Origin of the sequence: Rahnella woolbedingensis, assembly GCF_003602095.1 — a bacterium.
Classification (GTDB): Bacteria; Pseudomonadota; Gammaproteobacteria; order Enterobacterales; family Enterobacteriaceae; genus Rahnella; species Rahnella woolbedingensis.
The window spans coordinates 37,391-63,113 of sequence record NZ_RAHH01000016.1; the positions used below are offsets into that span (position 1 = coordinate 37,391).

Annotated in this window: 22 protein-coding genes and 2 tRNA genes; 11 read left to right on the forward strand and 13 right to left on the reverse strand. The window is 54.3% G+C overall.

Annotated features, from left to right (window positions below; all coding sequences use genetic code 11):
* Positions 1-24 precede the first annotated feature (24 nt).
* Positions 25-864 carry a diaminopimelate epimerase gene (dapF, locus tag D6C13_RS14555; protein WP_120133448.1) on the reverse strand — a complete coding sequence of 280 codons (840 nt, stop codon included), beginning with the start codon at positions 862-864 and terminating at the stop codon, positions 25-27.
* 161 nt (positions 865-1,025) lie between these two features.
* On the opposite strand from dapF, the gene D6C13_RS14560 reads away from it, so the two are divergent.
* A complete protein-coding gene (locus D6C13_RS14560; protein WP_120133449.1) occupies positions 1,026-1,595 on the forward strand; it encodes a GNAT family N-acetyltransferase in 570 nt (189 codons plus the stop codon).
* A 41-nt stretch (positions 1,596-1,636) separates the two neighbouring features.
* Here D6C13_RS14560 and D6C13_RS14565 read toward each other — a convergent pair whose 3' ends face one another.
* The 3 genes from D6C13_RS14565 to D6C13_RS14575 all read right to left on the reverse strand — a co-directional run bounded on the left by D6C13_RS14565 (position 1,637) and on the right by D6C13_RS14575 (position 5,176).
* Positions 1,637-1,942: a YbdD/YjiX family protein gene (locus D6C13_RS14565; protein ID WP_120133450.1), complete on the reverse strand. Its 306-nt coding sequence runs from the start codon at positions 1,940-1,942 to the stop codon at positions 1,637-1,639.
* The gene (locus D6C13_RS14570; RefSeq protein ID WP_120133451.1) at positions 1,935-4,001 is read right to left on the reverse strand and encodes a carbon starvation CstA family protein; all 2,067 of its coding nucleotides are present in this window, start codon (positions 3,999-4,001) and stop codon (positions 1,935-1,937) included. Before D6C13_RS14570 ends, D6C13_RS14565 begins: the two co-directional genes overlap by 8 nt.
* 233 nt (positions 4,002-4,234) lie before the next feature.
* Positions 4,235-5,176, reverse strand: a complete 942-nt coding sequence (locus D6C13_RS14575) for a DMT family transporter (protein ID WP_120133452.1) — start codon at positions 5,174-5,176, stop codon at positions 4,235-4,237.
* A 148-nt stretch (positions 5,177-5,324) separates the two neighbouring features.
* Between D6C13_RS14575 and D6C13_RS14580 the strand changes: the two genes are divergently transcribed.
* Positions 5,325-6,239: a LysR family transcriptional regulator gene (locus tag D6C13_RS14580; protein ID WP_120133453.1), complete on the forward strand. Its 915-nt coding sequence runs from the start codon at positions 5,325-5,327 to the stop codon at positions 6,237-6,239.
* A gap of 60 nt (positions 6,240-6,299) precedes the next feature.
* Here D6C13_RS14580 and spy read toward each other — a convergent pair whose 3' ends face one another.
* Positions 6,300-6,809 (reverse strand): ATP-independent periplasmic protein-refolding chaperone Spy, encoded by a 510-nt coding sequence (gene spy, locus D6C13_RS14585; protein ID WP_120133454.1) that lies wholly within the window; start codon positions 6,807-6,809, stop codon positions 6,300-6,302.
* 378 nt (positions 6,810-7,187) lie between these two features.
* Between spy and D6C13_RS14590 the strand changes: the two genes are divergently transcribed.
* Positions 7,188-8,618 carry an aminotransferase-like domain-containing protein gene (locus tag D6C13_RS14590; protein ID WP_120133455.1) on the forward strand — a complete coding sequence of 477 codons (1,431 nt, stop codon included), beginning with the start codon at positions 7,188-7,190 and terminating at the stop codon, positions 8,616-8,618.
* A 9-nt stretch (positions 8,619-8,627) separates the two neighbouring features.
* On the opposite strand, the gene D6C13_RS14595 is transcribed toward D6C13_RS14590, so the two are convergent.
* The 6 genes from D6C13_RS14595 to D6C13_RS14620 all read right to left on the reverse strand — a co-directional run bounded on the left by D6C13_RS14595 (position 8,628) and on the right by D6C13_RS14620 (position 15,536).
* A complete protein-coding gene (locus D6C13_RS14595; RefSeq protein WP_120133456.1) occupies positions 8,628-9,236 on the reverse strand; it encodes a KpsF/GutQ family sugar-phosphate isomerase in 609 nt (202 codons plus the stop codon).
* Complete coding sequence (locus tag D6C13_RS14600) at positions 9,233-10,873, reverse strand: FGGY-family carbohydrate kinase (protein ID WP_120133457.1); 1,641 nt, start codon at positions 10,871-10,873, stop codon at positions 9,233-9,235. Before D6C13_RS14600 ends, D6C13_RS14595 begins: the two co-directional genes overlap by 4 nt.
* Positions 10,874-10,902: 29 nt before the next feature.
* Positions 10,903-11,856: an ABC transporter permease gene (locus tag D6C13_RS14605; protein ID WP_120133458.1), complete on the reverse strand. Its 954-nt coding sequence runs from the start codon at positions 11,854-11,856 to the stop codon at positions 10,903-10,905.
* Between the two features lies 1 nt (position 11,857).
* Complete coding sequence (locus D6C13_RS14610; protein WP_120133459.1) at positions 11,858-12,847, reverse strand: ABC transporter permease; 990 nt, start codon at positions 12,845-12,847, stop codon at positions 11,858-11,860.
* A complete protein-coding gene (locus D6C13_RS14615; RefSeq protein WP_120133460.1) occupies positions 12,840-14,378 on the reverse strand; it encodes a sugar ABC transporter ATP-binding protein in 1,539 nt (512 codons plus the stop codon). The genes D6C13_RS14610 and D6C13_RS14615 overlap by 8 nt, the downstream gene beginning before the upstream one ends.
* Before the next feature lie 171 nt (positions 14,379-14,549).
* A complete protein-coding gene (locus tag D6C13_RS14620; protein WP_120133461.1) occupies positions 14,550-15,536 on the reverse strand; it encodes an autoinducer 2 ABC transporter substrate-binding protein in 987 nt (328 codons plus the stop codon).
* Between the two features lie 776 nt (positions 15,537-16,312).
* Here D6C13_RS14620 and D6C13_RS14625 point away from each other — a divergent pair.
* From D6C13_RS14625 to astE, 5 genes are read left to right on the forward strand one after another with little or no spacing between them, the layout of a single operon-like run.
* Positions 16,313-17,533, forward strand: a complete 1,221-nt coding sequence (locus tag D6C13_RS14625; protein WP_120133462.1) for an aspartate aminotransferase family protein — start codon at positions 16,313-16,315, stop codon at positions 17,531-17,533.
* A gap of 28 nt (positions 17,534-17,561) precedes the next feature.
* Positions 17,562-18,635 carry an arginine N-succinyltransferase gene (astA, locus tag D6C13_RS14630; protein ID WP_120133463.1) on the forward strand — a complete coding sequence of 358 codons (1,074 nt, stop codon included), beginning with the start codon at positions 17,562-17,564 and terminating at the stop codon, positions 18,633-18,635.
* Positions 18,632-20,110: a succinylglutamate-semialdehyde dehydrogenase gene (astD, locus tag D6C13_RS14635; RefSeq protein WP_120133464.1), complete on the forward strand. Its 1,479-nt coding sequence runs from the start codon at positions 18,632-18,634 to the stop codon at positions 20,108-20,110. Before astA ends, astD begins: the two co-directional genes overlap by 4 nt.
* 10 nt (positions 20,111-20,120) lie before the next feature.
* On the forward strand, positions 20,121-21,464 hold the full coding sequence (gene astB / locus D6C13_RS14640; protein ID WP_120133465.1) for an N-succinylarginine dihydrolase: 1,344 nt from the start codon (positions 20,121-20,123) through the stop codon (positions 21,462-21,464).
* A gap of 18 nt (positions 21,465-21,482) precedes the next feature.
* On the forward strand, positions 21,483-22,463 hold the full coding sequence (astE, locus tag D6C13_RS14645) for a succinylglutamate desuccinylase (protein ID WP_120133466.1): 981 nt from the start codon (positions 21,483-21,485) through the stop codon (positions 22,461-22,463).
* A gap of 126 nt (positions 22,464-22,589) precedes the next feature.
* Here astE and D6C13_RS14650 read toward each other — a convergent pair.
* Both D6C13_RS14650 and D6C13_RS14655 read right to left on the reverse strand, forming a co-directional pair.
* A tRNA-Ser gene (locus D6C13_RS14650) sits at positions 22,590-22,679 on the reverse strand.
* A 196-nt stretch (positions 22,680-22,875) separates the two neighbouring features.
* Positions 22,876-22,965: transfer RNA gene (locus D6C13_RS14655), tRNA-Ser, on the reverse strand.
* A 302-nt stretch (positions 22,966-23,267) separates the two neighbouring features.
* On the opposite strand from D6C13_RS14655, the gene ghrA reads away from it, so the two are divergent.
* From ghrA to D6C13_RS14670, 3 genes are all read left to right on the forward strand, one after another.
* Positions 23,268-24,209: a glyoxylate/hydroxypyruvate reductase GhrA gene (gene ghrA, locus D6C13_RS14660; protein ID WP_120133467.1), complete on the forward strand. Its 942-nt coding sequence runs from the start codon at positions 23,268-23,270 to the stop codon at positions 24,207-24,209.
* A gap of 67 nt (positions 24,210-24,276) precedes the next feature.
* Positions 24,277-25,017: a phosphatase gene (locus D6C13_RS14665; RefSeq protein ID WP_120133468.1), complete on the forward strand. Its 741-nt coding sequence runs from the start codon at positions 24,277-24,279 to the stop codon at positions 25,015-25,017.
* Positions 25,018-25,078: 61 nt separating this feature from the next.
* Positions 25,079-25,663, forward strand: a complete 585-nt coding sequence (locus tag D6C13_RS14670; RefSeq protein WP_120133469.1) for a TorD/DmsD family molecular chaperone — start codon at positions 25,079-25,081, stop codon at positions 25,661-25,663.
* The last annotated feature ends 60 nt before the right edge of the window (positions 25,664-25,723 follow it).

A 25,723-nucleotide genomic window follows, 5' to 3' on the forward strand; every position in this document is an offset into this window, starting at 1 on the left:
AAACCCGTCAAAAAGCGGAAAGAGTTACGCGGGCATATCCCGGAAACAGTCGTTATCGAGGGTAATTGTGGCGATTTTCTGCACCGGGCCGCGCATGTTGACCTGAAAATCACCGCTGAAACTGATGGCCAGTTTTCCGCCCGGCATATGTACCGTGACATTGTCATCCACCAGTGTGAGTTTGCGCATCGCACTGGCCGCGGCGCAGCTGCTGCTGCCGGAGGCCAGCGTATAACCGGCACCACGTTCCCAGATACCGATGCTGATATTGTTTCTGTCCAGAACTTGCACAAACTGCACGTTGGTCCGTTTCGGGAAAATCGCCAGCGTTTCGATTTCTGAACCCAGCTGTTTCACCAGCTCTAAATCCAGTTTATCCACCCGGATCACGCAGTGCGGATTGCCCATTGAGACCAGCGTGGCGCAAAGATGATGACCGCCCGCCACCAGCGGCAGGGCAAGGGCTTCGTCACCTTCTACTCTGGCGGGTAAAGCAGCAGGCGAAAATTTCGCCTGCCCCATATCCACGCTCACCTGATGCGCCCCTTCGGTGACTGCACAGCGCACCTGTCCGCCTAAGGTTTCGACCTGAAACGGCTCATGCGTCACGCGGCCAAGATCAAACAGATAGCGGGCATAAATGCGCAGGCCGTTGCCGCTTTTCTCGGCTTCAGAACCGTCGGGATTAATAATGCGTAGTGAAGGAATTTCAGCGTCATCATGGTCGATCAGCAAACCGTCTGAACCGATGCCGTAATGACGGTCGCAGAGTCGCTGAATTTGCTCGTTGCTGAGCAGAGCGGCAACACTCTGATGGCAGACCAGATAATCGTTACCCAGTCCGTGATAGCGGTGAAAAATCATGTTGGCACTTCCTTTGGTAATTCCTGCAAACTCATAATTGATGTGAATAGCTTTAATAGGAAATCTTGCCTGTTTCAATAGCACAACGTAAATTCAAAATGGTCAGTGCGAAAAAGCTCCGCTGATGTCCGTGAGATCCCGCCATAAACAAGGAGTTACTGATGGAAGCTTTTACTGTTCCTGTGGCTGTTCCGCCGCTGAATATCACTACACCGCGCCTTATCCTGCGTCAGTGGCAGGATGCTGATGCAGACCCTTTTGCAGCAATGGTCGCCGACCCGCAGGTGATGGAGTTTTTCCCGTCCACCATGACACGCGAGAAAAGTGATGAAATGCTGATGCGCTGTCAGAATTTGATCAATGAACGCGGCTGGGGGATCTGGGCGGTTGAGCTGCGTGATACCGGCGAGTTTATCGGTTTTGTCGGGTTGCATACGCCGGGATACGATCTGCCATTTGTGCCCTGTGTGGAAATTGCCTGGCGCTTAAAAGTGGATGCCTGGGGACAAGGTTTTTGTACTGAAGCGGCCCGCGCCGTGATGGATGCCGGATTCACTCAGCTGGGGCTGGAGGAGATTGTGGCTTACACTGCGCTGCCGAATGTCCGTTCGCAGGCGGTAATGAAAAAGCTGGGAATGGTGTGCGATCCGCAGGAGAACTTCATGCATCCGATGCTGGAAGAGGGGCACTGGCTGCGGGAACATTGTTTGTATCGTTTACCGCGTCCCTGAACGGAATACTGCTCCCCCTTTTCAGACGGAGCAGTCAGTTTTCAGCAAGGGCATTTACCCATTTTTCCGCCTTCGCTCGGGAATCTCGCCTCCAGACAACGGCGGTGGAATTCCCGTTCTGTCATCGGCGTTGTCTGCGGGTGTCGCACCTGCATATGCCGGACATAATTCTGATAATCCTGCACGCCGACCATCAGCCGGAAGCTTTGGGCGGTGCGCTTTAAAGCCAGTTTCAGCCAGTCAGTGACATTGTGCGGTTCAGGCTGTGGCACAAATAATGGCTGACAGCGCGTCACCTGAAATGCGCTCAAACGCGGCGTCTTAAATAATGCGCGTGATTCAGACATGGCGCGCCTCCCGGCGGTTAACGACGGCCGTTTCATGCACCGTTGGCGTAGCGGATTTCAGCGCCCGGCGGATAACAAAGAAGGCGGAAATCAGCATGGTTACCGCCACCAGCATGAAGAATCCGCACAGGATGGCGTTGATCTGATTGTTCAGCACGATGGTGTGCATGTCCGCCAGTGTTTTCGCCGGTTTGATGATTTCACCACTGTCGATTCCGGCACTGAATTTCTTCGCCTGCGCCAGAAAACCAATCGACGGTTTTTCGTGGAAAATCTTCTGCCAGCCGGCGGTCATAGAAGTGATGAACAGCCAGATGGTCGGCAATATCGTCACCCACGCGTAACGCTGTTTCTTCATTTTGAACAGCACTACCGTACCTAAAATCAGCGCCATTGAAGCCAGCATCTGGTTGCCGATGCCGAACAGCGGCCACAGGGTATTGATGCCGCCGAGCGGATCTACCACGCCCTGATAGACGAAGAAACCCCAGCCTGCGACCGCGACGGTAGTCCCGGCAAATGTACCGATCCATGAGCGGTTATTGGCCAGCGACGGAACCGCGACGCCGACCAGATCCTGCACCATAAAACGGCAGGCGCGGGTACCGGCATCCACGGCGGTCAGGATAAACAGGGCTTCAAACAGAATGGCGAAGTGGTACCAGAAGGCCATCATCGCGCGGCTGTTGAACACGTCGGTGATAATGTGCGCCATACCGACCGCAAAGGTCGGTGCGCCACCGGCACGGGAAAGAATCGACTGCTCGCCGACGTCTTTGGCGATTTGCGTCAGAACGTCCGGCGTGATGACAAACCCCCAGCCGTTAATGACTTGCGAGGCGCTTTCCACCGTGGTACCAATCAGCGCCGCCGGTGAGTTCATCGCAAAATACACGCCGGGGTCGATAACCGACGCACAAATCAGCGCCATGATCGCCACGAACGATTCCATCAGCATTGCGCCGTAACCGATAAAGCGGATATGACTTTCGCGCTCAATCAGTTTTGGTGTGGTACCGCTGGAAACCAGCGCATGGAAACCGGAAATAGAACCGCAGGCAATGGTGATAAACAGGAACGGGAACAGGCTGCCGGAGAAGACCGGACCGCTGCCGTCAATAAAGCGCGAGACGGCGGGCATCTTCATTTCAGGCATGGCGAAGACGATACCGACTGCCAGACCGGCGATTACGCCGATTTTCAGAAACGTAGACAGATAATCGCGCGGCGCCAGCAGCAGCCAGACCGGCAATACCGAGGCAATAAAGCCGTAAATCACCAGCACCCAGGTCAGCGTGGTGCCGTGCAGCGTGAAGAACGGTCCCCAGTAAGGATCCGCTGCCACATTGCCGCCGTACACAATCGCCAGCATCATCAGCACGAAGCCAATCACCGACACTTCAGCGATTTTTCCCGGACGCAGAAAACGCATGTAGATGCCCATAAACAGGGCGATCGGAATAGTTGCCGCGATGGTGAACAGACCCCAAGGGCTGTCGGCCAGCGCTTTAACCACCACCAGCGCCAGCGCGGACAAAATAATGATCATCACCCCGAGCGCGCCGAGCATGGTGATCACCCCGGCAAAATCGCCCAGTTCCTGTTTGGCCATTTCACCCAATGAACGCCCGTCACGACGGGTAGAGATGAACAAGATCAGGAAATCCTGCACCGCGCCGGCCAGCATCACACCGACTAAAATCCAGATAGTGCCCGGCAGGAAGCCCATTTGTGCGGCAAGGATCGGGCCGACCAGCGGACCCGCTCCGGCGATGGCCGCAAAATGGTGCCCGAATAACACCCATTTATTGGTCGGCACGTAATCCAGCCCGTCGTTATGACGCTCGGCCGGGGTCATGCGTTTGTCATCGAGCTCGAAGACTTTTTCAGCGATAAACAGGCTGTAAAAACGGTAGGCAATGCTGTAACAGGCAATAGCGGCGACCACCAGCCACAGGGCGTTAACATGTTCGCCCCGGCTCAGGGCCAGCATTCCAAAGGCAAAAGCCCCGATTAACGCCACCACCAGCCAGGTTATCCCGGACTTGACGCTTTTCATGATGTACAACTCCTTCTGAGTGGTCCCGCGAATAGCGGGCCACTTTTTTTGTGAGGGTGTGATGTAGGGAGGTCAGGGTCGGTGTACAGAATGTACGTTGCGACTATGTTAAATTACTGTTTAAAAATAATGTGTTTAAACAGAAAAGTTTTAAGTTAAGAATGAAAATGTGATGAGGCTGGCGCTTTGGGCAGAGAAGACTGGTCTGATGTCATCAAAGTTGTGAGAGCAGGTCACTCTGCGCGGGTGACCTGTGCGTTTTGCACGATGTTTTCCCCGGCCTTACCGGAACAAAGCGCAATACCTGCGGCAATCAGTAACGTGCTGACCAGATGAAATGCGTGCAGGGGGATATTCAGAAACAGAATACTCAGCGCACCGCCGCTCAGCGGGATCAGATGCGAGTAGATTTCTCCCCGCGTAGCACCAATCACCTGAATGCCTTTGTTCCACAGTAAATACGAAAGCCAGGAAGGAAAAATCACCAGATAGGCTAAACCGGCCAGAAAACTGCCATTGAGACAGGCGTGCAGTTGCTGGTGCAGGTTTGATGCAGACATGAATTCAGCAAAACTGAAAGCCAGCACCGGCAGCAAAATCAGGGCGCCGAGAGCCGCGCTGACGGCAACAAAAGCATTGCCGCCGACGCTTTTTGGCTTAGTGCGCAGGAATGCGCAATAAAGCGCCCAGCTGATGGCGGAACCCATAGTCCAGACATCACCGCGGTTAAGATTTTTCAAGGTTTCAACATGCAGCAAGTCGCCTTGCATCACCAGCCAGACCACACCGAAGGAGCTTAAAACCACGCCGGTAATATTGCGGGAGGAAATCCGTTCTTTGAAAATAAACTTATTAATCAACAGCACCAGCGCAGGCGTGGTGGATAAATAAATGGCCGCATTTAATGACGACGTATATTGCAGACCAATGTAGAGCGTGAGGGGAAATAAGACCTGTCCGCACAGCGCCAGAAACAGAACAGTTCCTTTCGCTTTCTTCATCTCAGGCCATTGTTTTTTCACCTGCGGGAAATAAAGCGTCAGCAACAACAGGGCGGTAAGCATCCAGCGGGCTTCGGAAAGCATAATCGGGTCGGCCTGCGTCACCAGAAAATGACCGACGACATAGTTACCCCCCCAGAAACAGGCGGCCAGCGTCAAAAATAGATAAGGCATAAGTTTTACCAAAAAGTTGTGCCTGCTGTGATATCGGTTTTTTGCATACCGCGATCAATATCAGGCGGGTTAAGTACGCTAAAATGGTAAAACGCCAGCCGTGGCAAATCTAATTCAAAGTTTTCATTGGAAGGTATAGTTTTAAACTATGAAATTCACCCTGCGGCAACTAGAATTTTTCATTGCGTTAGCACAAACGCAACAGATATCTAAGGCAGCCTCGCGCTGTAATATTTCTCAGTCGTCGATGACCGTCGCGATGCGTAATCTTGAAGAGGCGGTGAATAACGCGCTGTTTGTGCGCCATGCAAAAGGGGTGACCCTGACGGCGGCCGGAGAGCGTTTTCTGCATCACGCGCGCAAAATTATGAATGACAGCCAGCGCGCCATTGACGATTTGCTCTATCAGCCACAGCTGGCAACAGGCACCGTGAATATTGGCGTGGCGAAAACCCTGTCGGCGTATTTACTGCCCGCCATCATTACTGAAGTGGAACAGCATTTTCCGCTGATGACGCTTAATTTCATTGAAGCCGATCCGGCGCAGCTTATTGCGTCTTTAAGGCAGCGGGAAACCGACTTATGTCTGCTGCTCACCTCGAATATTGCCTGTGAAAATGACCTTAAAATAGAAACGTTTATACGCTCGCCGCGAAGGCTTTGGATTGCGCAGGGACATCCGTTGCTCAGTAAACCGGTTATCTATCTGGCCGATATCGCCGACTTGCCTTTTCTGCTGCTCGACACCGACGAATATCCCGATGTTATTCGTGAGCACTGGCATACGCGCGGGGGTCAGCCCAACGTGGCTTTTACCACCACATCATTCGAAACCGTGCGCAGCCTGGTGGCAAAAGGCCGGGGCGTGACCATTTTGTCGGACTTGGTTTATCGCCCGTGGTCGCTGGAAGGATTGCGGGTGATGCGGCGAACGGTGGAAGACAGCATGACGTATATGGATGTGGGCGCGGTGCTTTCCGCTACGGTGGCGCTTTCGGAACCTGCGGCTGTGGTACTGGATTATTTGCGGGTCATGATCACCCGTCATGGTGAAGATGCCTGAGGACGTGAGGCAAAAAAAACCGGCCCGTGAGGGGCCGGTCATGCAGGTTATCAGACGATATTACTGAGCCGTTGTGGTGTTGGCTTCACCTGGTTTGTGGTCACGCATCTGTTCCATTTTGGCAGAGCGTTTCTGGTAGTTCTCGTTGAACTGTTTTTTCTGCTCAGGTGTCAGCAGGTTATACATTTTGTTCTCAGCACGGGCACGTTCCAGCATACGGTCGGACTGCGCTTTGGTGATGGTATCAATCTGCGATTTCACTTTTGATTCATCGAAGCTGTCGGATGCCACCAGGCTGTGCATCTGATCCATCTGTGCTTTCATTGCTGCGCGGTCAGGACGCGCGCCGCTGTCTTTCATGATGTCTTTCATCTGAGTTTTCTGCTGCTCAGTCAGGTTCAGACCGGCAAACGGGTTCATGTGATGCGGGCCTTTATGGTGCATCATTTTGCCGTGTGGTGCGGTGGTGGCATCAGTTGCCGGAGCCGCTGTGGTTTCAGCAGCAAACGCGAAAGAAGCAGAGCTCAGAGCCAAAGTTGAAGCCACAATCATTGCGGTAAGTTTGCGCATAATTAAATTCCTCATTGAATATTCAGGCACGTCGCCCGTTTTGTTTCGACGAAAACAAGTCTACTCAATCCAATGAATAGTAATGCGATCAAGATGTAAAAGAGTGAAAGCCAAATTGTCATTTTTCCGGCAATCATGGAGAAACTGTTTAGAAAGCGTAAGGTTGCGAGAATAGGTGTGAACGGAGGTTCAGATAAATCTGAGTAATGCGGTGTATTCACACATTAGCATGGTGAATCTTTCGCCGCCAGACCTCTCTGGTAAACATTGATTGCTGTTGATGCGTTGTTGAGTTCGAAGGTTTAAGCCAAACCAAAGGTAAATCAGGTATAATAGTTATCATTTAGTGAACACTTCCTATAACAGTGCGGATTAATTATGGTCGAATCCCGTTACGAAATGCTGGCACGGACATTACGCAGACAAATAGACTCGCAGGTCTGGCTACCCGGTGATCGTCTGCCCTCATTGCGCGACACCTGTAAACAGTCCGGCCTGAGTCTGATGACGGTATTGCAGGCTTATCAGCTGCTGGAAAGTCAGGGTGTAATTGTCGCGCGACCGCAGTCGGGTTATTACGTGGCGGCAGGCGTCCAGCGCCCGGTTCGACATTCGCCGGATGAACGTCTTCACGCAGCCGAACAGGTGGACGTCAACGACGCCATTTTCGATATCCTCAAAGCCGGGCAAGACCCGGCCGTGGTGCCGCTCGGTTCTGCGTTTCCTGACCCGACATTATTTCCGCAACCCCGGCTGGCGCGATCGCTTGCCAGCGCCGTCCGCCGTATGTCGCCGCACAGTGCGATTGCCAATCTGCCGCCAGGTAATGAAGAGCTACGCCGCAGCATCGCACAACGTTATGCGCAAAACGGTATTGAAGTGGCACCCGATGAAATTGTGATTACGTCGGGTGCCATGGAATCCCTCGGATTAAGTTTGCAGGCGGTCACCGAACCGGGTGACTGGGTGGCAATAGAGTCACCGGCTTTCTATGGTGTGTTGCAGGCCATTGAGCGGCGCAAATTAAAAGCTGTCGCGATCCCGACGGATGTACGTTTGGGGATGGATCCTGATGCGCTGGAAAAAGCGCTGGAAACCTATCCGATTAAAGCCTGCTGGCTGATGTCGAGTTTTCAAAATCCACTCGGATGCAGTTTGCCGCCGGAAAATAAGGCACGGCTGGTAGCAATTTTGCAGGCGTATAAGGTGGCGCTGATTGAGGACGACGTATACAGCGAACTTTATTTCGGCAGTGAACGCACGGTGCCGCTCAAGGCATCCGATTATCGCAATGAAATTCTGCACTGTTCGTCTTTTTCAAAATGTCTGGCGCCGGGATTTCGTGTCGGCTGGGTCGCTGCGGGCGCTTATGCCGAACGTATCCAGCGCCTGCAACTGATGAGTACTCTGTCGGCCAGTGTGCCGGTTCAGCTGGCATTAGCCGATTATTTGCAGGGCGGACAGCAGGGCGGTTACGACACGCATTTACGGCGTTTACGCCGTCAGCTCGAACAACGCCAGCTGGCAATGCGCCACGCCATTATCCGGGAATTTCCCCCACAGGTTTCCGTTTCGCAACCGGCGGGCGGATATTTTCAGTGGCTGGATCTGGGCGATAACGTGGACGCGGCACGGGTTTATCAGCGCGCGCTGGCAAAAGGCGTCAGCGTCGCGCCCGGCACTATGTTTTCCGCCGACGAGCGTTTTCGCCACTGCCTGCGTCTGAACACTTCATTCGAATGGGGGCCGCACACCGCGCGTGCGATTTCGATTCTGGCCGCGCTGGTGGCAGAAGAAATTAAAGGATGAAAGGAGCTGTCAAATATCCTTCTCCCGCAATGTCTTCCCGACATTCCCGCCCGGATGCACTTTCAGCAAGCGCTGCTGATCGAAACCGTTGCGCAGCATGATGTTGCCGCACAGCGCATCGAATACCGCCAGCACCAGTACGATAGACGTGGTGGCCAGCATATTGAGCGGGTCGATTTCCCGCTGAATATGCGTTTTCACCACCAGCGTGGCGGCGCGGGCAATCGCCGAATCAAGATTTTCCGTCACGCTGATGATGGCCACGCCTTTGGCTTTCAGTGCAGGTAACAGGCGCGTCAGTTCTTCGGAATTGCCGCCGCGGGAAATCAAAATCATCAGGTCATTACTGCGCATAAAGCCTAAGTCACCGTGGGCGGCGTCGGTGGCGCTGAGATAAACCGCCGGTTGTTCGACGCAAGCCAGCATATGGGCGATTTTCCGCGCCGCGATGCCTGACGTGCCGACGCCGGTGACGGCAATCTTGCCCTTGCATCCGGTGACCAGCGTCAGAAGCTGCTGCCAGATATCGGCATCAAGATTGCGCTGTAAAGCCAGCAATTCCTGGCTGTAGGTTTGCCAGCCCAGACACGCAAGGGAGAATTCTTCCTCTGCATTCATTCGGTTTCCCCCTGCATCAGGCGGCGGTATTTCATGCTGTCGTGGTACATCTCATGAAATACGCGATATTTACGGTCGTAATACTCTTTGATTTTATTGGTTTGCGGCGTGACGGTTTTACCAATGCGGCTCATCGCTGCCATCGCTTCCGGCAGCGAGTCGTATGCGCCCGCCGCAACGGTGCCCATCATGGCGCTGCCAAGTAACATCGCTTCGCTTTCTTCCGGCAATAACATGGCGCAGCCCGTGGCGTTGGAATGCTCCTGCACAAACACCGGGTTTTTGGTGCCGCCGCCGCTTGCCATCATGGTATCGATACGGTAGCCGCTCTGATTCATGGTTTCGATAATGTGGCGGGTACCGAGCGCCAGCGCTTGAATGGTCGCCAGATAATGCAGCGCCATGTCTTCCGGCGTTCGCGAGAGTTTCAGGCCGGTCAGCGTACCGGTCAGTGTCGGGTTGGCGCGCGGCGATCGGTTGCCGTGAAAGTAAGGCAGCATATGAATGTCTTTGGTCAGGAACGCGATATTCTCCGGTTCTCCGGCCATTTTGCGCAGAATACCGTTGAGCACTTCATAAATGGTTTTGCCGCTGTCTTTACCTTGTTTCAGCAAATCCTGATAACACGGATGCGACTGGATCACGTGGTCGATCAGCGCGCCGGTGGTAGATTGCCCGCCTTCGTTCAGCCAGTAATCCGGCAGGATCGCCGAGTAATAAGGCCCCCAGATGCCGCCGATATAGCGTGCGCTACGCGACATCGCCATATGCGCCGTGGACGTGCCACCAATCAGCGCGATGCGGTTGTCGAAATCAGCCGATTCGCCGGATGCGCCGCTGGCACCGAGAATGCCGAGGCTGCCCGCGTGAGCATCAATAATAGAAACACTGACTGCGGTGCCGGCCATCAGGCCCATTTCGGCGGCGGCGCGCTGCGTCAGGCCATGCCCGAGCGGTTCGCCCATGGTTTTCACTTCGCTGCCGATTTTCGCTGCATTGTTTTCCAGCAAATCTTCCAGCCCGATCTGGCGGAAATAGCTCGGATCCCAACGGTCTTCGTGGCCGATATAGGTCCATTTGCAGACGGTGGAACACAGCGAGCGCGTGGTGTCCTGCGTGGCGCGCCAGGTCAGAAAATCCGGCAGGTCGAAAAGATGACCGACGTTGTTCCAGGTGGTTGGCATATGCTGTTTCAGCCACAGCAGTTTTGGCGTCTGCATTTCCGGCGAAATAATCCCGCCGACGAATTCCAGCACGCGGTGACCGGTGGCGTTGATGCGTTCTGCCTGAGTGATGGCGCGGTGATCCATCCAGACAATAATGTTCTGCTCGCTGCGCCCGGACGGACTGACGGTCAGCGGTTTACCCTCTTTGTCCAGTACCACCAGCGAACAGGTGGCATCGAACCCGATACCTTTCACCTGGATCGGGTTGATGTCGGCCTGATTGACCGCATCTTTCACGGCGTTACAGACGGATTGCCAGATTTCATCGGAAGACTGTTCGACGAAATCGGCTTTCGGACGGTACAACGTGATCTCACGACTGGCCTGGCCGACCATGCGGCCGGTCATGTCGAAGACGCCCGCGCGGGCGCTGCCGGTTCCTACGTCAACTCCAATAAAATAACTCGCCATGTTCTTTCCCTTCGGTAAAAAGCTTTCGCTTAAGATTTTCTGTTTTGCAGAGCGATAAACAGGATCAGGACGCCGCCCCACAGGGCCATCGTCAGATAACTGCTGACGCCCATCAGGTTCAGGCCGCTTTCCAGCATTTGCAGGACGATCAGTGCCAGTACCAGCCCGATGACCCGCCCGAAACCGCCGTCGGGGTTAATCCCGCCGAGTACCGAGGCCAGAATAGTCACCAGCAAATACGAGTCGCCGTAACCTGCTTTCGCCGAGTTAAATTTGGACATCATCAGCAGCGCCGCGCCCCAGCCGAGCAGGGCGGAAAGCACATACACCGCAATGGTCACTTTGTGGGTGTTAACGCCGCTAAAGCGCGTGGCCTGTTCGTTGGAACCCATCAGATACAGGCTGCGGCCAAGCGTGGTGTGTTCGAGCAACACCCACAAAAGCAGCGCAACCAGCAGGAATAACAGCAGGGCGACCGGAATGCCGAGCAGACTGGCGTTGCTGAGATACTGAATTGCCGCCGGGAAACCGGAAATCACCGCGCCGTTGGTCAGCAGAATATTCAGCCCGGCGATCAGCGTCATGGTACCGAGCGTCGCGAGAATCGGTGAGACGCCGATATAAGCGATCAATGCGCCGTTGAGAACGCCAATCACCACTGCCACGGCCAGACCGGCGAGCATCGCCAGCGCGAAGTATTCCGGCTGACCCGGATGCGCCACCAGAATGGCTGCCATCGCCAGCGAACAGGCATTCGCACCGGCAATCACTGAAAGGTTAATACCGCCGGTGAGCATGGTGATGCCCATTCCCAGTGCCAGCATGCCCAGAACCGGCAGCTGCGAGGAGATCGACTGAAAATTGCCGACGCTGTAAAAACTGCCACCCAGCGTGAATGAGAACAACACGGCAACGGCGACGATGATCAGCAACTGCAAACGGATGATGCGGTCGCCGGGGAAGAATCGGGTTAAGGTCGTCATGTCACATTCCCTTTGCCAGTTTGCGTTTTTCATTCCATGCGGTGCTGCTGATGCTGACCAGAATGATCACGCCGCTGAAAACCTGATGCCAGTAAGACGAAATACTCAGCAGCGTCAGGCCGTTTTGCAGGAAGGCCAGCAGCATGACGCCCAGAATGGTCCCGGTGAGCGAACCGCGTCCGCCGGTCATGCTGGTGCCGCCTAATACCACCGCCGCCAATACCGTCAGCTCATAGCCGAGCAGGGAATTAGGCGCAACAGACTGGGTGATTTGCGCCTGAACCACGGCCGCAATACCCGCCAGTAATCCCATAAAACCGTACACGTAAAAATGCAGACGCAGGATGTTCAGACCGAGGCGCGACGCGGCGTCACGGTTGCTGCCCATGGCGTAAATCTGGCGTCCGACGCGGGTGCGGTTCATCAGCACGCCGGTGGCGATAATCACGCCCAGCAAACTGAGCAGCGGCAGCGTGAGGCCATAGTCGTAACCGTCGGCGGCGGTAAAGGAGAACCAGTTAATGCCGTTCATAAACCAGTCCGGGAAACCGTACAACCAGGTGCCGTTAGTCAGATACACCAGCAAACCGTAGAACAGGTTCAGCGTAGCGATAGTGATAATAATGGCCGGAACGCGCAGCCAGTACACCAGAAAGCCGTTGACCAGTCCGAGCAGTAAACCGGTGCCCATCGACATGGCAAACGCCAGCGGAAAACTGCCGCCGTGATGAATGATGTAACTCGCCATCACGTACTGACCGATAGACGTCACGGCCGGGAAGGAGATGTCGATACCTCCCGCGATTAGCACCACAAACAGGCCGCAGGCCAGAATGCCGAGGATGGCGTAACTGGTGGCCACGTCGGTCAGGTTGCCGAGCGTCATAAACTCATGGGTACTGACGCTCAGGCCAATCACCAGCAGCAGTACCAGTAATCCCAGCCAGAATTCGTGCTGAGAAAACAGTTTCGAGAGAGATTTTTTATCCATTGATCGCCTCCGCAATCTGCGCTTCGCTGCTCTGGTGCGGGGCGAATTCCGCGACCAGCTGGCCTTTGCGCATCACCAGCACACGGTGACTGTTGTAATAAGCTTCCGGAATTTCATCGCAAATCATCAGCACCGCCATCCCTGACTCCGCCAGATCCCGCGCGATGCGGTAAATTCCTTCTTTGTTGGCGATATCGACGCCGACGGTCGGTGAATCGAGGATCAGAATATGTGGCTGCGTCGCCACCCATTTGGCGATGGCGATACGCTGGGCGTTACCCCCGGAAAGCGTCTTCACCGGCAGACCGCTGTCGGACACTTTTATGTTCAGGTCACGGATCAGATTTTTCACCACTGATGCGGCTTTGCGGTGATCCATCAGCCCGGTGCCGGTGTGTAACTTGTCGAAAATCGACACCAGCGTGTTGTCGTAAATGGACTGCTCCATAATCAGCCCCTGCGTCAGGCGGTCTTCCGACACGTAGGCGATACCGTGGCGGATAGCGTCGCGGTTGCTGCGAAATTTCACTGCATTGCCGTTAACGCGGATTTCACCGCTGTCCGGCTGGCTCATGCCGAACAGACTCAGACACAGTTCTGTGCGCCCTGAACCCAGCAGACCGATAATCGAGGTGATTTCGCCCTGTCGCAGTGACAGCGAAATATCCTGATACTGGCCTTTGCGGCTCAGGTGGCTGACTTCCAGCAGCGGCGTGACATTGGCAGGCGCGCGATGCGGCAGATGACTGTAGGTAAAACGCTGTCCGGTCATCAGGAACGCCAGTTCATTGCAGTCGAGTTCGCTGGCCGGATAGGTGCCGACCAGTTTGCCGTCGCGCATCACGCTGATCCGGTCGGCGACTTCCATCACTTCATCAAGACGGTGACTGACGAACACCACGCAGATACCGGCGGCTTTTAGCTCATTGACGACCCGCAGCAGGCCATTTACCTCGGTGCGGGTCAGCGACGCGGTCGGTTCATCCATGATAACCAGGCTGGCGTCAGCAGCGATTGCGCGGCATATTGCCACTAACTGACGGTCAGCGATCGAGAGTTTTTCGACTTTACGGTCCGGATCGAGAGAAACACCGACACGTTGCATCGCCGCGACAGCTATTTTGCGCATTGCCTCGCGATGTACCCAAAAATCACCGCCCGGTAAATAACGGTGAATGGCGATATTTTCGGCCACCGATAAATTCGGAAATAAGGACAAGTCCTGATAAATAACCTGAATGCCGTAATAAGACGAAAGTTGCGGCGTCAGGGTATGAAAGAGTTTTCCATCGAGCGTAATCGCCGCGCCTTTTTCCGGCTGATACACACCAGAAATGACTTTAATAATAGTGCTTTTCCCGCAGCCATTCTGACCGGCCAGACAATGCACTTCGCCTTTATTCAGCGTCAGGCTGACATTATCCAGCGCTAAAACACCGGGGAATTTTTTACTGATTTTTTCGAGGCTGATAAAGGCCTCAGCAGGGGCAGGGGACGTGCGCGAACCGGACGACGGAGTGAGAGTGTTCATCACATTATCCTTACGACATTCTATTTAAGGTATAAGTTTTCAATGTCTGATTAGAAATTCAGATACGGCACAGCACACAACGCCGTATCTGTTTCTATTTGCCTGGTGTGGCGTTGGAGATAAATCTATCTCCGGTAAATATCGGGTAAATAAAATAATTAAAAAGTTAAATCAGAAGCCGAGTGATTTCGCATTCTCTGGTGTGACTTCCAGAATTTTATTAAAGCGGATCACGTGCTTATCCATATCCACATCAGCTTTACCCAGCCCTTCGATGCTCAGGTCTTTGGTCACTTCTTTACCCTGCAACAACTGGTCGGCGACGGTGACTAAGGCGTAACCGGCATCTTTTGGATCCCATAACAGCACTTTCTTAACATCCCCGCGCATCAGATATGGCGCAGCCTGAGCAGGCATGGCGATACCCACAACCGCGATTTTGTTTTTCGCACGTTTCTGCTGAACCGCCTGACCGGCACCGATCGGGCCGAGCGAACCGAATCCGATAATCCCTTTCAGATCAGGATAGGTTTTCATTAAATCCAGCGTGGTGGAGTAAGACTTGTCGATGTTTTCTGCGACCGGGAGGCGTGAAGTGACTTCATGCATATCCGGGTATTTTTCTTTCTGATATTTAATCGCGGCATCTGCCCAGGCGTTATGCAAAGGCACGGTCAGGGAACCGACATAAATGGCGTAACCCCCTTTGCCACCCATATCTTTTGCCAGCTCATCCATATTGGCTTCGGCATATTTCTGGCTGTCGATAGTTTCGATATCCCACTGGCCAATCTGCTGATCCGGCGATTCATGCGTTAACACCACGATGCCCTGATCACGCGCTTTTTTCAGCACCGGCTCCAGCACTTTGGCATCGTTTGGCACCACGATAATGGCGTCGACTTTTTTGGCGATCAAATCTTCAATCACTTTGACTTGCTGCGCCGGGTCCGGCGTGGAGGCGCCTACCTGATAGGCGTTGACGTCCAGTTTTTGCGCGGCTTCTTTCACGCCGACTTCCATACGGGTGAACCACGGAATACCGGTCACTTTGGCGACGACGGCGATGTCGTAAGGTTTGGCGGCGAATGACGGTGTTGTGAATAACATGCATGCTGAAACCACACATGCACTGACTAATGCGAGGTTAAATTTCATGTCGGTACCTTTCTTATAATGTTCTGTTCTTGTGTAGGGGAACGGGCAGTGGTCATTTATTCCACACTCAGAGATTAACTTAACGGGAAAGCGCTTTTCGCATGGTCGTGAACGGAATGTGATCAAAGCCCTTTATTGTTAAATTAAATGATTTTGTATGTTAAATTATAGTTAATTAATTCTAAGGGCGTACTGCGATACTGCGCGGGTAATGGGTGTTACCGATAACAATGAAACAAAATTGGATCAAATAAATAACAAATAAAATACAAGCGAACAGTATCGCGGGGGTTTTCCAGAAAGAAAGTCGGGGTGCTGTTTTTTATTTGCACAGAGTGTGAACAGGGTCACGCGGAACGGATGCGCCAGAACAGTGCGGAACTGCACCTCTTTCGGGCGCTGCGCCCGAAAGAGGCAGAAGCGATACGCGCCGGATCACAATCCTGCATAAAACATTGCGGCGGAACTGAAATTATTTCCCTGCATACTCATTCTTAAGCGCCCGTTGCTGCGAAAGGGGATTTTTCCTTTTATTCATTTTCTATGCATTTAAAGTGAATATCAGGCGGTATTAAGTGGTTGTTTTTTCTCAATGTGACTTTTTTTATTCACTTTTTCCTTTGCTGGCATGAAGACTGCACTCTATGATGTGACTGAGTGAGATTATTTATTAACTTTTAAATAACAAACTAATAACCAGAATTCCTGCCGGTATGGGGGGCGGACTCCTGCACCCTGAATTCAGCCAGTCACTGGCCTTACATTAAGAGGTTTATATGGAACACCAACAGCAGTCACAAAACGTCAGCCGCCAGAACTTTGATGACTGGATGGTGCCGGTATATGCCCCTGCGGCGTTTATCCCCGTGCGTGGCGAAGGATCCTGGCTATGGGATCAGGCGGGCAAAGATTATGTCGATTTTGCGGGTGGGATCGCCGTGAATGCGCTGGGTCATACGCATCCGGAAATCCGTAAAACATTGCATGAACAGGCGGACAAAGTCTGGCATCTGGGCAACGGTTACACCAACGAACCGGTGCTGCGTCTGGCGAAACAACTGATTGACGCCACTTTTGCTGACAAAGTGTTTTTCTGTAACTCCGGTGCGGAAGCCAACGAAGCGGCGCTGAAACTGGCGAGGCTCTACGGTAATAAGTCCGGCGGCGAAAAGAATGAAATCATCGCCTTCAAAAATGCGTTTCATGGACGCACGCTGTTTACCGTGACTACCGGCGGTCAGCCAAAGTATTCCGAAGATTTTGCGCCATTACCTCAGGCGATCACCCATCTGCCGTTTAACGATCTGGCCGCTGTCGCCGGGCAGATTTCTTCCCGCACGTGTGCCGTCATCGTTGAGCCCATTCAGGGCGAGGGCGGTGTGGTGCCGGCAGAGGCCGGATTCCTGCAAGGCCTGCGCGAGCTGTGTGACAAACATCAGGCGGTGCTGATTTTCGATGAAGTGCAGACCGGTGTCGGGCGTACCGGCGAGCTGTATGCCTATCAGCATTACGGCGTGGTGCCGGACATTCTGACCAGTGCCAAAGCGCTGGGCGGCGGTTTCCCGATTGGCGCGATGCTGACCACCGACCGCTATGCCGCGTTATTCCAGCCGGGCACGCACGGCACCACCTACGGCGGTAACCCGCTGGCGACGGCGGTGGCGGGCAAAGTGTTTGAACTGATTAACACGCCGGAAGTGTTATCTGGTGTCACTAAACGTCATGACTGGTTTATCGCCGGACTCAAGCGCATTAACGACCGTTATCAGGTGTTCAGCGAAGTGCGCGGGCAGGGTTTACTGCTCGGTGCGGTGATGAGCGGGCGGTATAAAGATCAGGCCAAACAGCTGAATACGCTGGCGGCAGAAGAAGGGCTGATTGCGCTGATTGCCGGACCTAACGTGCTGCGCTTTGCGCCGTCGCTGATTATTCCAGGTGCGGATATTGAAGAAGGGCTTAACCGCCTTGAGCGGGCTGTCGCGCGCCTGTGCGTGTGAACAATTGGGTAAAATGAGGTAGAGCATCATGATGTTGATTCGACCTGTGCGGCCCGGCGATCTTGCCGATATCCTGCAGTTATCAGGCAAAACCGGCATCGGTTTAACGTCTTTGCCCAAGGATGAAGCGCATTTACGCGGGCGCATTGAACGCTCAGTGGCGACCTGGGAAGGTCGCCTGGAGAAAGGCGATCAGGGTTATCTGTTCGTGCTTGAAGACACCGAAAAGCAAAAAGTGGTGGGCGTCAGCGCCATTGAAGTAGCGGTCGGACTGAGCGAGCCGTGGTACAACTTCCGCCTTGGCACGCTGGTGCATGCCTCCAAAAGCCTGAACATTTACAAGCCGGTGCCGACGCTGTTTCTCAGTAACGATCACACCGGCTATACCGAGCTTTGCACGCTGTTTCTTGATGCCGATTACCGCAATGGTAAAAACGGTCAGTTGCTGGCGAAAGTGCGTTTCCTGTTTCTGGCGGCGTTCCGCGAATACTTCTCCCGCAAGGTCATTGCCGAAATGCGCGGCGTCTCTGACGACAACGGTCATTCGCCGTTCTGGGACAGCGTCGGGCGACATTTTTTCGGCATGGAATTCGCCGAGGCCGACCGTCTGACCGGCATGGGACAGAAATCCTTTATCGCCGAACTGATGCCCAAACATCCTTTATATACCGAGCTGCTCAGCCATGAAGCCCGTGAAGTGATCGGCGAAGTGCATCCGCAAACCGCCCCGGCGCGCGCTGTTCTTGAAGGTGAAGGGCTGCGTTACGAAGGTTATGTGGATATTTTCGATGCCGGGCCGACGCTTGAAGGTGAGATTGATCAGTTACGTGCGGTAAAAGAGAGCCGGTTGTTGCCGGTCCGTCTTGCAGAGAACCGGAGCAGCGGCGATGAGCCATTGTATCTGGTCGCGAACGAGCAGTATCAGAATTTCCGTGCGCTGCTGGTTCCGGGCGGCGAAACGCCTGAAAACCTGACAATTAATGTCGCAGAAGCTGAAATACTCGGCCTGCGTGAAGGCGATACTCTGCGCGCCGTGGCGCTTTTCCCCGGCAGTAATATCACCCCTGCCACCCAACCTCTCAAAAAGGAAAGCCTCGCATGATGCAACCTGCACTTTTTATTCAGGGCCAGTGGCGCAGCGGACAAGGTGCGCAGCTCAACAAAACCAATCCGGCTGATAACACGTTGCTGTGGTCGGCGCTCAGCGCTAATGCGGAAGATGTCGAAGCCGCCTGTACGGCAGCGCGCACGGCATTCCCTGCATGGGCACGTAAAACCGTGGGCGAACGCGCAGAAGTGATTAAGCGATTCGCAGATTTACTGACGGAACACAAAACCCGGCTGGCGGAAATCATCAGTCAGGAAACCAGCAAACCGCGCTGGGAAACGCTGACTGAAATTCAGGCGATGATCGGCAAAGTGGCGATCTCGCTGGAAGCTAATCAGCAACGTACCGGTGAGAAGCATACCGCGATGCCCGATGGCGAAGCGGTGCTGCGCCACCGGCCACACGGCGTGCTGGCCGTTTTCGGGCCGTATAATTTCCCAGGACATCTGCCGAACGGTCATATTGTTCCGGCCCTGCTGGCGGGTAATACGCTGGTATTTAAGCCCAGCGAACTGACGCCTAAAACAGCCGAAGAAACCGTGAAATTGTGGGAACAGGCCGGGCTGCCGGAAGGCGTGCTGAATCTGGTGCAGGGCGGACGTTCAACCGGCGAAGCGCTGGCGGCCTGCGGCAATATTGACGGCCTGCTGTTTACCGGCAGCGCAGGCACCGGCTATCAGTTGCATCGTCAGCTGGCCGGTCAGCCAGAAAAAATTTTGGCGCTGGAAATGGGCGGCAACAATGCACTGATCGTCGAACCGGTGGAAGACATTGATGCGGCGGTTAATCTGACTATTCAGTCGGCCTTTATTTCTGCCGGTCAGCGTTGTACCTGCGCGCGCCGTTTGCTGGTGAAAGAGGGCGCGGCGGGTGATGCGTTTATCGCGCGCCTGCTCGAAGTCACCATGCAACTGCGTACCGGTGGCTGGAATGACGACCCGCAACCGTTTATGGGCGGGGTGATTTCTGATGCAGCCGCACGCAATATGCTGAAAGCGCAGGACGAACTGCTGGCGCTGGGCGGCAAACCGCTGCTGTTGCTGACACGCCCGGATCCGCTTAACACCGTGCTGACGCCGGGGATCATCGAGCTGACCGGTGTGGCGGGCATTCCTGATGAAGAATACTTCGGTCCGTTGCTGAGTATTTATCGCTACAGCGATTTCGATAATGCCATCGCGCTTGCCAATCAGACTCGCTTCGGACTGGCTACCGGCCTTATCAGTGCTGAGCGGGATCAGTTTGAGCAGCTATTATTGGAAGCAAGGGCAGGCATTGTTAACTGGAACAAACCGCTGACCGGCGCATCAAGCAACGCGCCTTTCGGTGGCATTGGTGCTTCAGGCAATCACCGTCCAAGTGCTTATTATGCGGCGGATTATTGTGCCTGGCCGATGGCCTCGTTGGAAACAGACAAGCTGGAACTCCCTGCGACGTTGTCGCCTGGTATTGATTTCCATACAACCTGAGGAGACAGGAATGTCTGGATGTGAAGCAAATTTTGACGGATTAGTCGGGCCGACGCACCATTATGCCGGGCTGTCGTTTGGCAACGAAGCCTCCACCAAAAACCAGAATGCGGTAGCGAATCCGCGTCTGGCGGCGAAACAGGGTTTGCTGAAAATGAAAGCGCTGGCTGACCTGGGTTTTGCGCAGGGGATTTTGCCGCCGCATGAACGCCCGCATCTCAGCACTTTGCGCAAAATGGGTTTTGGTGGCAGTGATCGCGAAGTGCTGACCAAAGCGCAGGCGTATTCGCCGCGTTTGCTGTCGTCACTGAGTTCGGCGTCTTCCATGTGGGTGGCCAATGCCGCGACGGTTTCTCCCTCGGCGGACAGCGCGGACGGGCGCGTGCATTTCACCGTCGCCAACCTGAACAATAAATTTCACCGTGCGATTGAGGCGGAAACCACTTCTGCGATTTTGCGTGCGACATTCCATGCGGATAAATATTTTGCCCATCACGATGCGCTGCCGCAGGTGGCGGCGCTGGGTGACGAAGGAGCGGCCAATCACAACCGTCTGTGCGGTGCGTACGATAAACCCGGCGTGCAGGTGTTTGTTTATGGCCGTGACGGCCTGGTGACCGGAGATAACGAACCGGTACGTTACCCGGCGCGTCAGACCCGTTTAGCCAGTGACGCAATAGCCCGTTTGCACCAGCTTGATGAAAAGCGCACGGTGTTTATCCAGCAAAATCCGCACGCCATCGACAGCGGCGTTTTCCACAACGACGTGATTTCTGTCAGCAACGGTAACGTGCTTTTCCATCACGAACAGGCGTTTGTGAATTCCGCCAAAGCGCTGGATGAAATCCGCAGAAAAATGGCGGCGCTTGAGCTGGATTTTCAGCCAATTGAAGTGCCTCAGTCGAAAGTATCGCTCGATGATGCGGTCGCAACGTATCTGTTTAACAGCCAGTTACTGAGCAAAACGGATGGCAAAATGATGCTGGTGGTGCCGGAAGAATCACGTCAGCACATCGGGGTGTGGGCGTATTTATCGGCATTGAGAGACAGCGGCGGGCCGGTCGATCAGATTGAAGTATTTGATTTGCGCGAAAGTATGCGTAATGGCGGCGGCCCGGCGTGTCTGCGCCTGCGTGTGGCACTTAACCGTAACGAACTGAATGCGGTGAATGTGGCCTCGCTGATGAGTGACAGCCAGTTCACACGGCTTAATACCTGGGTGGATACGCATTATCGTGACCGGATGCAGGCGAAAGATCTGGCGGATCCGCAACTGCTGACCGAAGTGCGTACAGCACTCGATGAACTGACCAATATTCTCGGGCTGGGCGCGATTTATCCGTTCCAGCGCTGAACCTCAAAGGAGTGAGATATGTTTGATTTACTGGCGATGACACTTTCCGGCGAGGCCGTCACAGAACCCGCCGGACACACTGAAATGCTGGACTGGCAGTGGCGGGGTGAGGGTATTCTCGAACTGTCGCCGCGCCATCCCTGCGAAGCCGCGGTGGTGATTTCTGCCGGTATCCACGGCAATGAAACCGCGCCGATTGAGCTGCTGAATCAGCTGGTCAGCGAACTCCTTTCAGGGGAACGACAATTACGCGTCCGGCTGCTGGTATTGCTGGGTAATCCGCCCGCCATGCGCCTTAATAAGCGGTTTGCCGACGCGGATATGAACCGCATGTTTGGCGGGCGTCACGCGCGTTTTACGCCGAACGATGAAAGCCGCCGTGCACAGGAACTCGAACAGATGATGGCGCTGTTTTACCGCAGCGCGACAGCCGCAGGGACGACAGCGCGATACCACTATGATTTGCATACGGCGATCCGCGGATCAAAACATGTGCGCTTCGGGCTGTTGCCTTTGCAGGCACGCCCGAAAAGCGAGGCAATGCTCACCTGGCTCAATGCCGCCGGGCTGGATGCGCTGGTGCATCACCGTTCGCCGGGCGGGACTTTCACGCATTTCAGCAGCGACGTTTTTCAGGCCGACAGTTGCACGCTGGAACTGGGCAAGGCACTGCCGTTTGGCAGTAACGATCACACGCAGTTCACGGGTATCCGCCGCGCGCTGGAAACACTGGTCAGCGGTGAGCCATTGCCTGCCCGTGAAGCCGCCGCGCCGCTGCTGCATTACCGCGTGGTGCAGGATGTGATCCGGTCACAGGACGATTTCGAGCTGTTTGTCCCGGCGGATGCCCTGAATTTTACGGCGTTCAGCAAAGGTTTTGTTATCGCCCAGGAAAGCGGAAAAACCTACAAAGTGGAAGCAGACGAGGAAGTGGTGTTATTCCCGAATCCGAATGTCGCTTTGGGGTTGAGGGCAGGGCTGATGCTGGTGAAGATGTGATGAGTATTGGCGACAACATAAGCTGAGTTACTTTCAGGTAATGGTTTTATCGACAAAAACCACTCCTGCATGAACCGAACCAAAAGAAAAGGGTCCTGACTTTCATCAGGACCCTTTTCTTTAATATGGCGGTGAGGGAGGGGTTCGAACCCTCGATACGATTACTCGTATACACACTTTCCAGGCGTGCTCCTTCAGCCACTCAGACACCTCACCGTATTCGTTACAGCGCGAGCGTTGCAACGGGGCGCTACTATAGGGAGACAGCCGCGAAGGGTCAAGAAAATTATAGGCGTTTTGCCTCAGGCGCTCAGAGTCTGGTCAGCAGGGGGCATTACGCGGTTTTCCGGGTTTTTAAAGCGCCCAAAACAAAAAAGGTCCTGATTTTCATCAGAACCTTTTTTGTTTAATGTGGTGGAGAGAGAGGGGTTCGAACCCTCGATACGATTGCTCATATACACACTTTCCAGGCGTGCTCCTTCAGCCACTCAGACACCTCTCCAGTCGTCCGCTGCACCGCAGTGCTGCTGACCGGCGCTAATGTAGGGAAAAGTCGCCTCAGCGTCAACCCTCTTTTTGCAGGTTCTGTGCCGTTTAGACAAACTTAGAGCAATTTGATGATTTAAAGAGCAAATAATGCCGTAAGGATGAGCAGCCGGTATCGGGTTGCAGGACATGATGATTATTGCCGTCATAACGCGTCACTCAACACGCCCCGAACTCCGGGGCTTATTCTTTTTTGCGCCTCAGGCTTGCATCCCGATGATATTCAGGGAAATCTGTCTGTTCACAGGAGGTTTCCCGATGAACATTATTTTTTACCACCCTACATTTGATGCAAAGCCCTGGATTGACGGAATAACAAAAAGATTACCGCAGGCCAACGTACGTGTGTGGAATGCCAATGATCATGAACCGGCGGATTATGCGCTGGTCTGGCGTCCGCCGTACGCCATGCTCGCGCCGCGAACAATGCTCAAAGGCATTTTCGCGCTGGGGGCGGGCGTCGATGCGATCCTCACGCAGGAACAGCGTCAGCCGGGCACTTTGCCCGCCGGTGTGCCGTTGTTGCGCCTGGAAGATACCGGCATGGCTTTGCAGATGCAGGAATATGCGCTGGCCAGCGTGCTGCGTTATTTTCGCCGGATGGACGAATATCAGCTGTTCCAGCAACAGAAACAGTGGCGTCCGCTTGCGCCGCATTCACGCAGTGAATTCACCATCGGTATTCTGGGTGCCGGCGTGCTTGGCAGCAGCGTGGCGCAGGCGCTGGTGGATATGCAGTTTACCGTGCGCAGTTGGAGTCGCAGTGCCAAGTCGCAGGAAGGCGTGCAAAGTTTCTACGGCGACGACCAGCTGTCGGCGTTTGCCAGCGGCTGTAAGGTGCTGATCAACCTGTTACCGAATACGCCGCACACCGCCGGTATTCTCAATCATCAACTGTTCACAAATCTTTCGCATAATGCGTATCTGATTAACCTTGGCCGTGGCGGTCATCTGGTGGAAGGCGATTTGCTGCGTGCACTCGACAGCGGGCAGCTAGCGGCGGCCACGCTCGACGTCTTTGTTGAAGAGCCGTTGCCTGGCATGCACCCGTTCTGGTCGCATCCGCGCGTGAGCATTACGCCGCACGTCGCTGCGGATACGCTGCCGGAAGAAGCGATGGACAGCATTGTCAGCAATATTCTGGCAATAGAAGCGGGGCGGGAGCCAAAAGGGCGTGTCGATCTCGGTCGGGGTTACTGACGTTCATCTGCTAACATTATAAATGCTGCGGTTATTTCGCCGTGGCAGAATACTTCAAGGAGATACCATGCCGTACCCGGTTGATTTACATATGCATACCGTTGCCAGCACGCACGCCTACAGCACGTTACATGATTACATTGATGAAGCAGCAGAAAAGGGCATCAAGCTGTTCGCCATCACCGATCATGGCCCTGATATGGCCGATGCGCCGCATTACTGGCACTTTATGAATATGCGGGTCTGGCCGCGTCTGGTGAACGGAATTGGCATCCTGCGCGGCATTGAATCGAACATCAAAAACATTCATGGTGATATCGATTGTACCGGTCCGATGCTGAAAGAAATCGACGTAATTATTGCCGGTTTCCATGAGCCGGTCATGCCACCGGTTGATAAACAAACCCATACTGCCGCGGTAATTGCGGCGATGGCGGGCGGTGAAGTGCATATTATTTCTCACCCCGGCAACCCGAAATACCCGATTGATATTCCGGCCGTAGCGGCAGCTGCCGCCCAATATAACGTGGCGCTTGAGCTGAATAACTCCTCGTTTATTCATTCACGCGTGGGCAGCGAGGCCAATTGCCGCGCCATTGCGCTGGCAGTCAAAGAAGCCGGTGGCTGGCTGGCGCTGGGATCTGATTCGCATATCGCCTATTCGCTGGGTGGCTTTGAGCACTGCGAACGTATCCTGCGAGAAATTGATTTCCCGGAAGATCGTATTCTGAACGTCAGCCCGCGCCGTTTCCTCGATTTTCTCGAGGCACGTGGCCGCGCGCCCATTGCCGAATTAAGCGAACTGTGACATTGTCGCGACCAAATTGCGGGTGATTAACCCTTTTTAATTGTCTGATCAGGTTACTGTTATGAATGAATTTTCGATTGTCTGCCGCGTGCTGGGCACCTTGTTTTACCGCCAGCCGCAGGATCCGCTGCTGGTTCCGCTGTTTGGTCTGATTCAGGACGGCAAGCTGCGCGAACACTGGCCGCTGGAACAGGATGCATTGCTGGTTCGTTTGCAGGAAAGCGCGAATCCGGAAGCGCTGGCTGCCGAATTTAACCGTCTGTTTGTCGGCTCAGAATGCGCAGTTTCGCCATTGCGCAGTGATTATGTTGACGGCGCAAATGAGATGGATGTGCGCACATTCCTGCAACAGCGCGGTATGCCTTTGGGTGAAACCCCTGCTGACCATTTTGGCGGCATGTTGCTGGCGGCTTCCTGGCTGGAAGACCAGTCGCAGGAAGACGAAGTCGGCGCGCAAATCACGCTGTTTGATGAATTCCTGTTCCCGTGGTGTGGTAAATTCCTCGGTAAAGTCGAAGCTCACGCCACCAGCGGTTTCTACCGCACGCTGTCTGAAATCTGCCGTGAAGCCTTGCAGGCCATGCGCGACGAACTCGAAGAACAGCTGCCGCCAGAGTTGGATGACGCTGAAGAAGACGACCAGTAATCCTGATGACAGAACGTAAAAAAGCCCGGCGGTGAGCAATCACGCCGGGCTTTTTCATTA

Excerpts from the sequence above, each read along its gene's own strand:
- D6C13_RS14620 (WP_120133461.1), bottom strand. The coding sequence starts at position 15,536 with ATGAAATTTAACCTCGCATTAGTCAGTGCATGTGTGGTTTCAGCATGC.
- D6C13_RS14615 (WP_120133460.1), bottom strand. The coding sequence starts at position 14,378 with ATGAACACTCTCACTCCGTCGTCCGGTTCGCGCACGTCCCCTGCCCCT.
- D6C13_RS14595 (WP_120133456.1), bottom strand. The coding sequence starts at position 9,236 with ATGAATGCAGAGGAAGAATTCTCCCTTGCGTGTCTGGGCTGGCAAACC.
- D6C13_RS14605 (WP_120133458.1), bottom strand. The coding sequence starts at position 11,856 with ATGACGACCTTAACCCGATTCTTCCCCGGCGACCGCATCATCCGTTTG.
- dapF (WP_120133448.1), bottom strand. The coding sequence starts at position 864 with ATGATTTTTCACCGCTATCACGGACTGGGTAACGATTATCTGGTCTGC.
- D6C13_RS14565 (WP_120133450.1), bottom strand. The coding sequence starts at position 1,942 with ATGTCTGAATCACGCGCATTATTTAAGACGCCGCGTTTGAGCGCATTT.
- astA (WP_120133463.1), top strand. The coding sequence starts at position 17,562 with ATGATGTTGATTCGACCTGTGCGGCCCGGCGATCTTGCCGATATCCTG.
- astE (WP_120133466.1), top strand. The coding sequence starts at position 21,483 with ATGTTTGATTTACTGGCGATGACACTTTCCGGCGAGGCCGTCACAGAA.
- D6C13_RS14600 (WP_120133457.1), bottom strand. The coding sequence starts at position 10,873 with ATGGCGAGTTATTTTATTGGAGTTGACGTAGGAACCGGCAGCGCCCGC.
- D6C13_RS14560 (WP_120133449.1), top strand. The coding sequence starts at position 1,026 with ATGGAAGCTTTTACTGTTCCTGTGGCTGTTCCGCCGCTGAATATCACT.
- ghrA (WP_120133467.1), top strand. The coding sequence starts at position 23,268 with ATGAACATTATTTTTTACCACCCTACATTTGATGCAAAGCCCTGGATT.
- D6C13_RS14580 (WP_120133453.1), top strand. The coding sequence starts at position 5,325 with ATGAAATTCACCCTGCGGCAACTAGAATTTTTCATTGCGTTAGCACAA.
- D6C13_RS14610 (WP_120133459.1), bottom strand. The coding sequence starts at position 12,847 with ATGGATAAAAAATCTCTCTCGAAACTGTTTTCTCAGCACGAATTCTGG.
- D6C13_RS14570 (WP_120133451.1), bottom strand. The coding sequence starts at position 4,001 with ATGAAAAGCGTCAAGTCCGGGATAACCTGGCTGGTGGTGGCGTTAATC.
- D6C13_RS14665 (WP_120133468.1), top strand. The coding sequence starts at position 24,277 with ATGCCGTACCCGGTTGATTTACATATGCATACCGTTGCCAGCACGCAC.
- astB (WP_120133465.1), top strand. The coding sequence starts at position 20,121 with ATGTCTGGATGTGAAGCAAATTTTGACGGATTAGTCGGGCCGACGCAC.
- D6C13_RS14670 (WP_120133469.1), top strand. The coding sequence starts at position 25,079 with ATGAATGAATTTTCGATTGTCTGCCGCGTGCTGGGCACCTTGTTTTAC.
- D6C13_RS14590 (WP_120133455.1), top strand. The coding sequence starts at position 7,188 with ATGGTCGAATCCCGTTACGAAATGCTGGCACGGACATTACGCAGACAA.
- spy (WP_120133454.1), bottom strand. The coding sequence starts at position 6,809 with ATGCGCAAACTTACCGCAATGATTGTGGCTTCAACTTTGGCTCTGAGC.
- astD (WP_120133464.1), top strand. The coding sequence starts at position 18,632 with ATGATGCAACCTGCACTTTTTATTCAGGGCCAGTGGCGCAGCGGACAA.
- D6C13_RS14625 (WP_120133462.1), top strand. The coding sequence starts at position 16,313 with ATGGAACACCAACAGCAGTCACAAAACGTCAGCCGCCAGAACTTTGAT.
- D6C13_RS14575 (WP_120133452.1), bottom strand. The coding sequence starts at position 5,176 with ATGCCTTATCTATTTTTGACGCTGGCCGCCTGTTTCTGGGGGGGTAAC.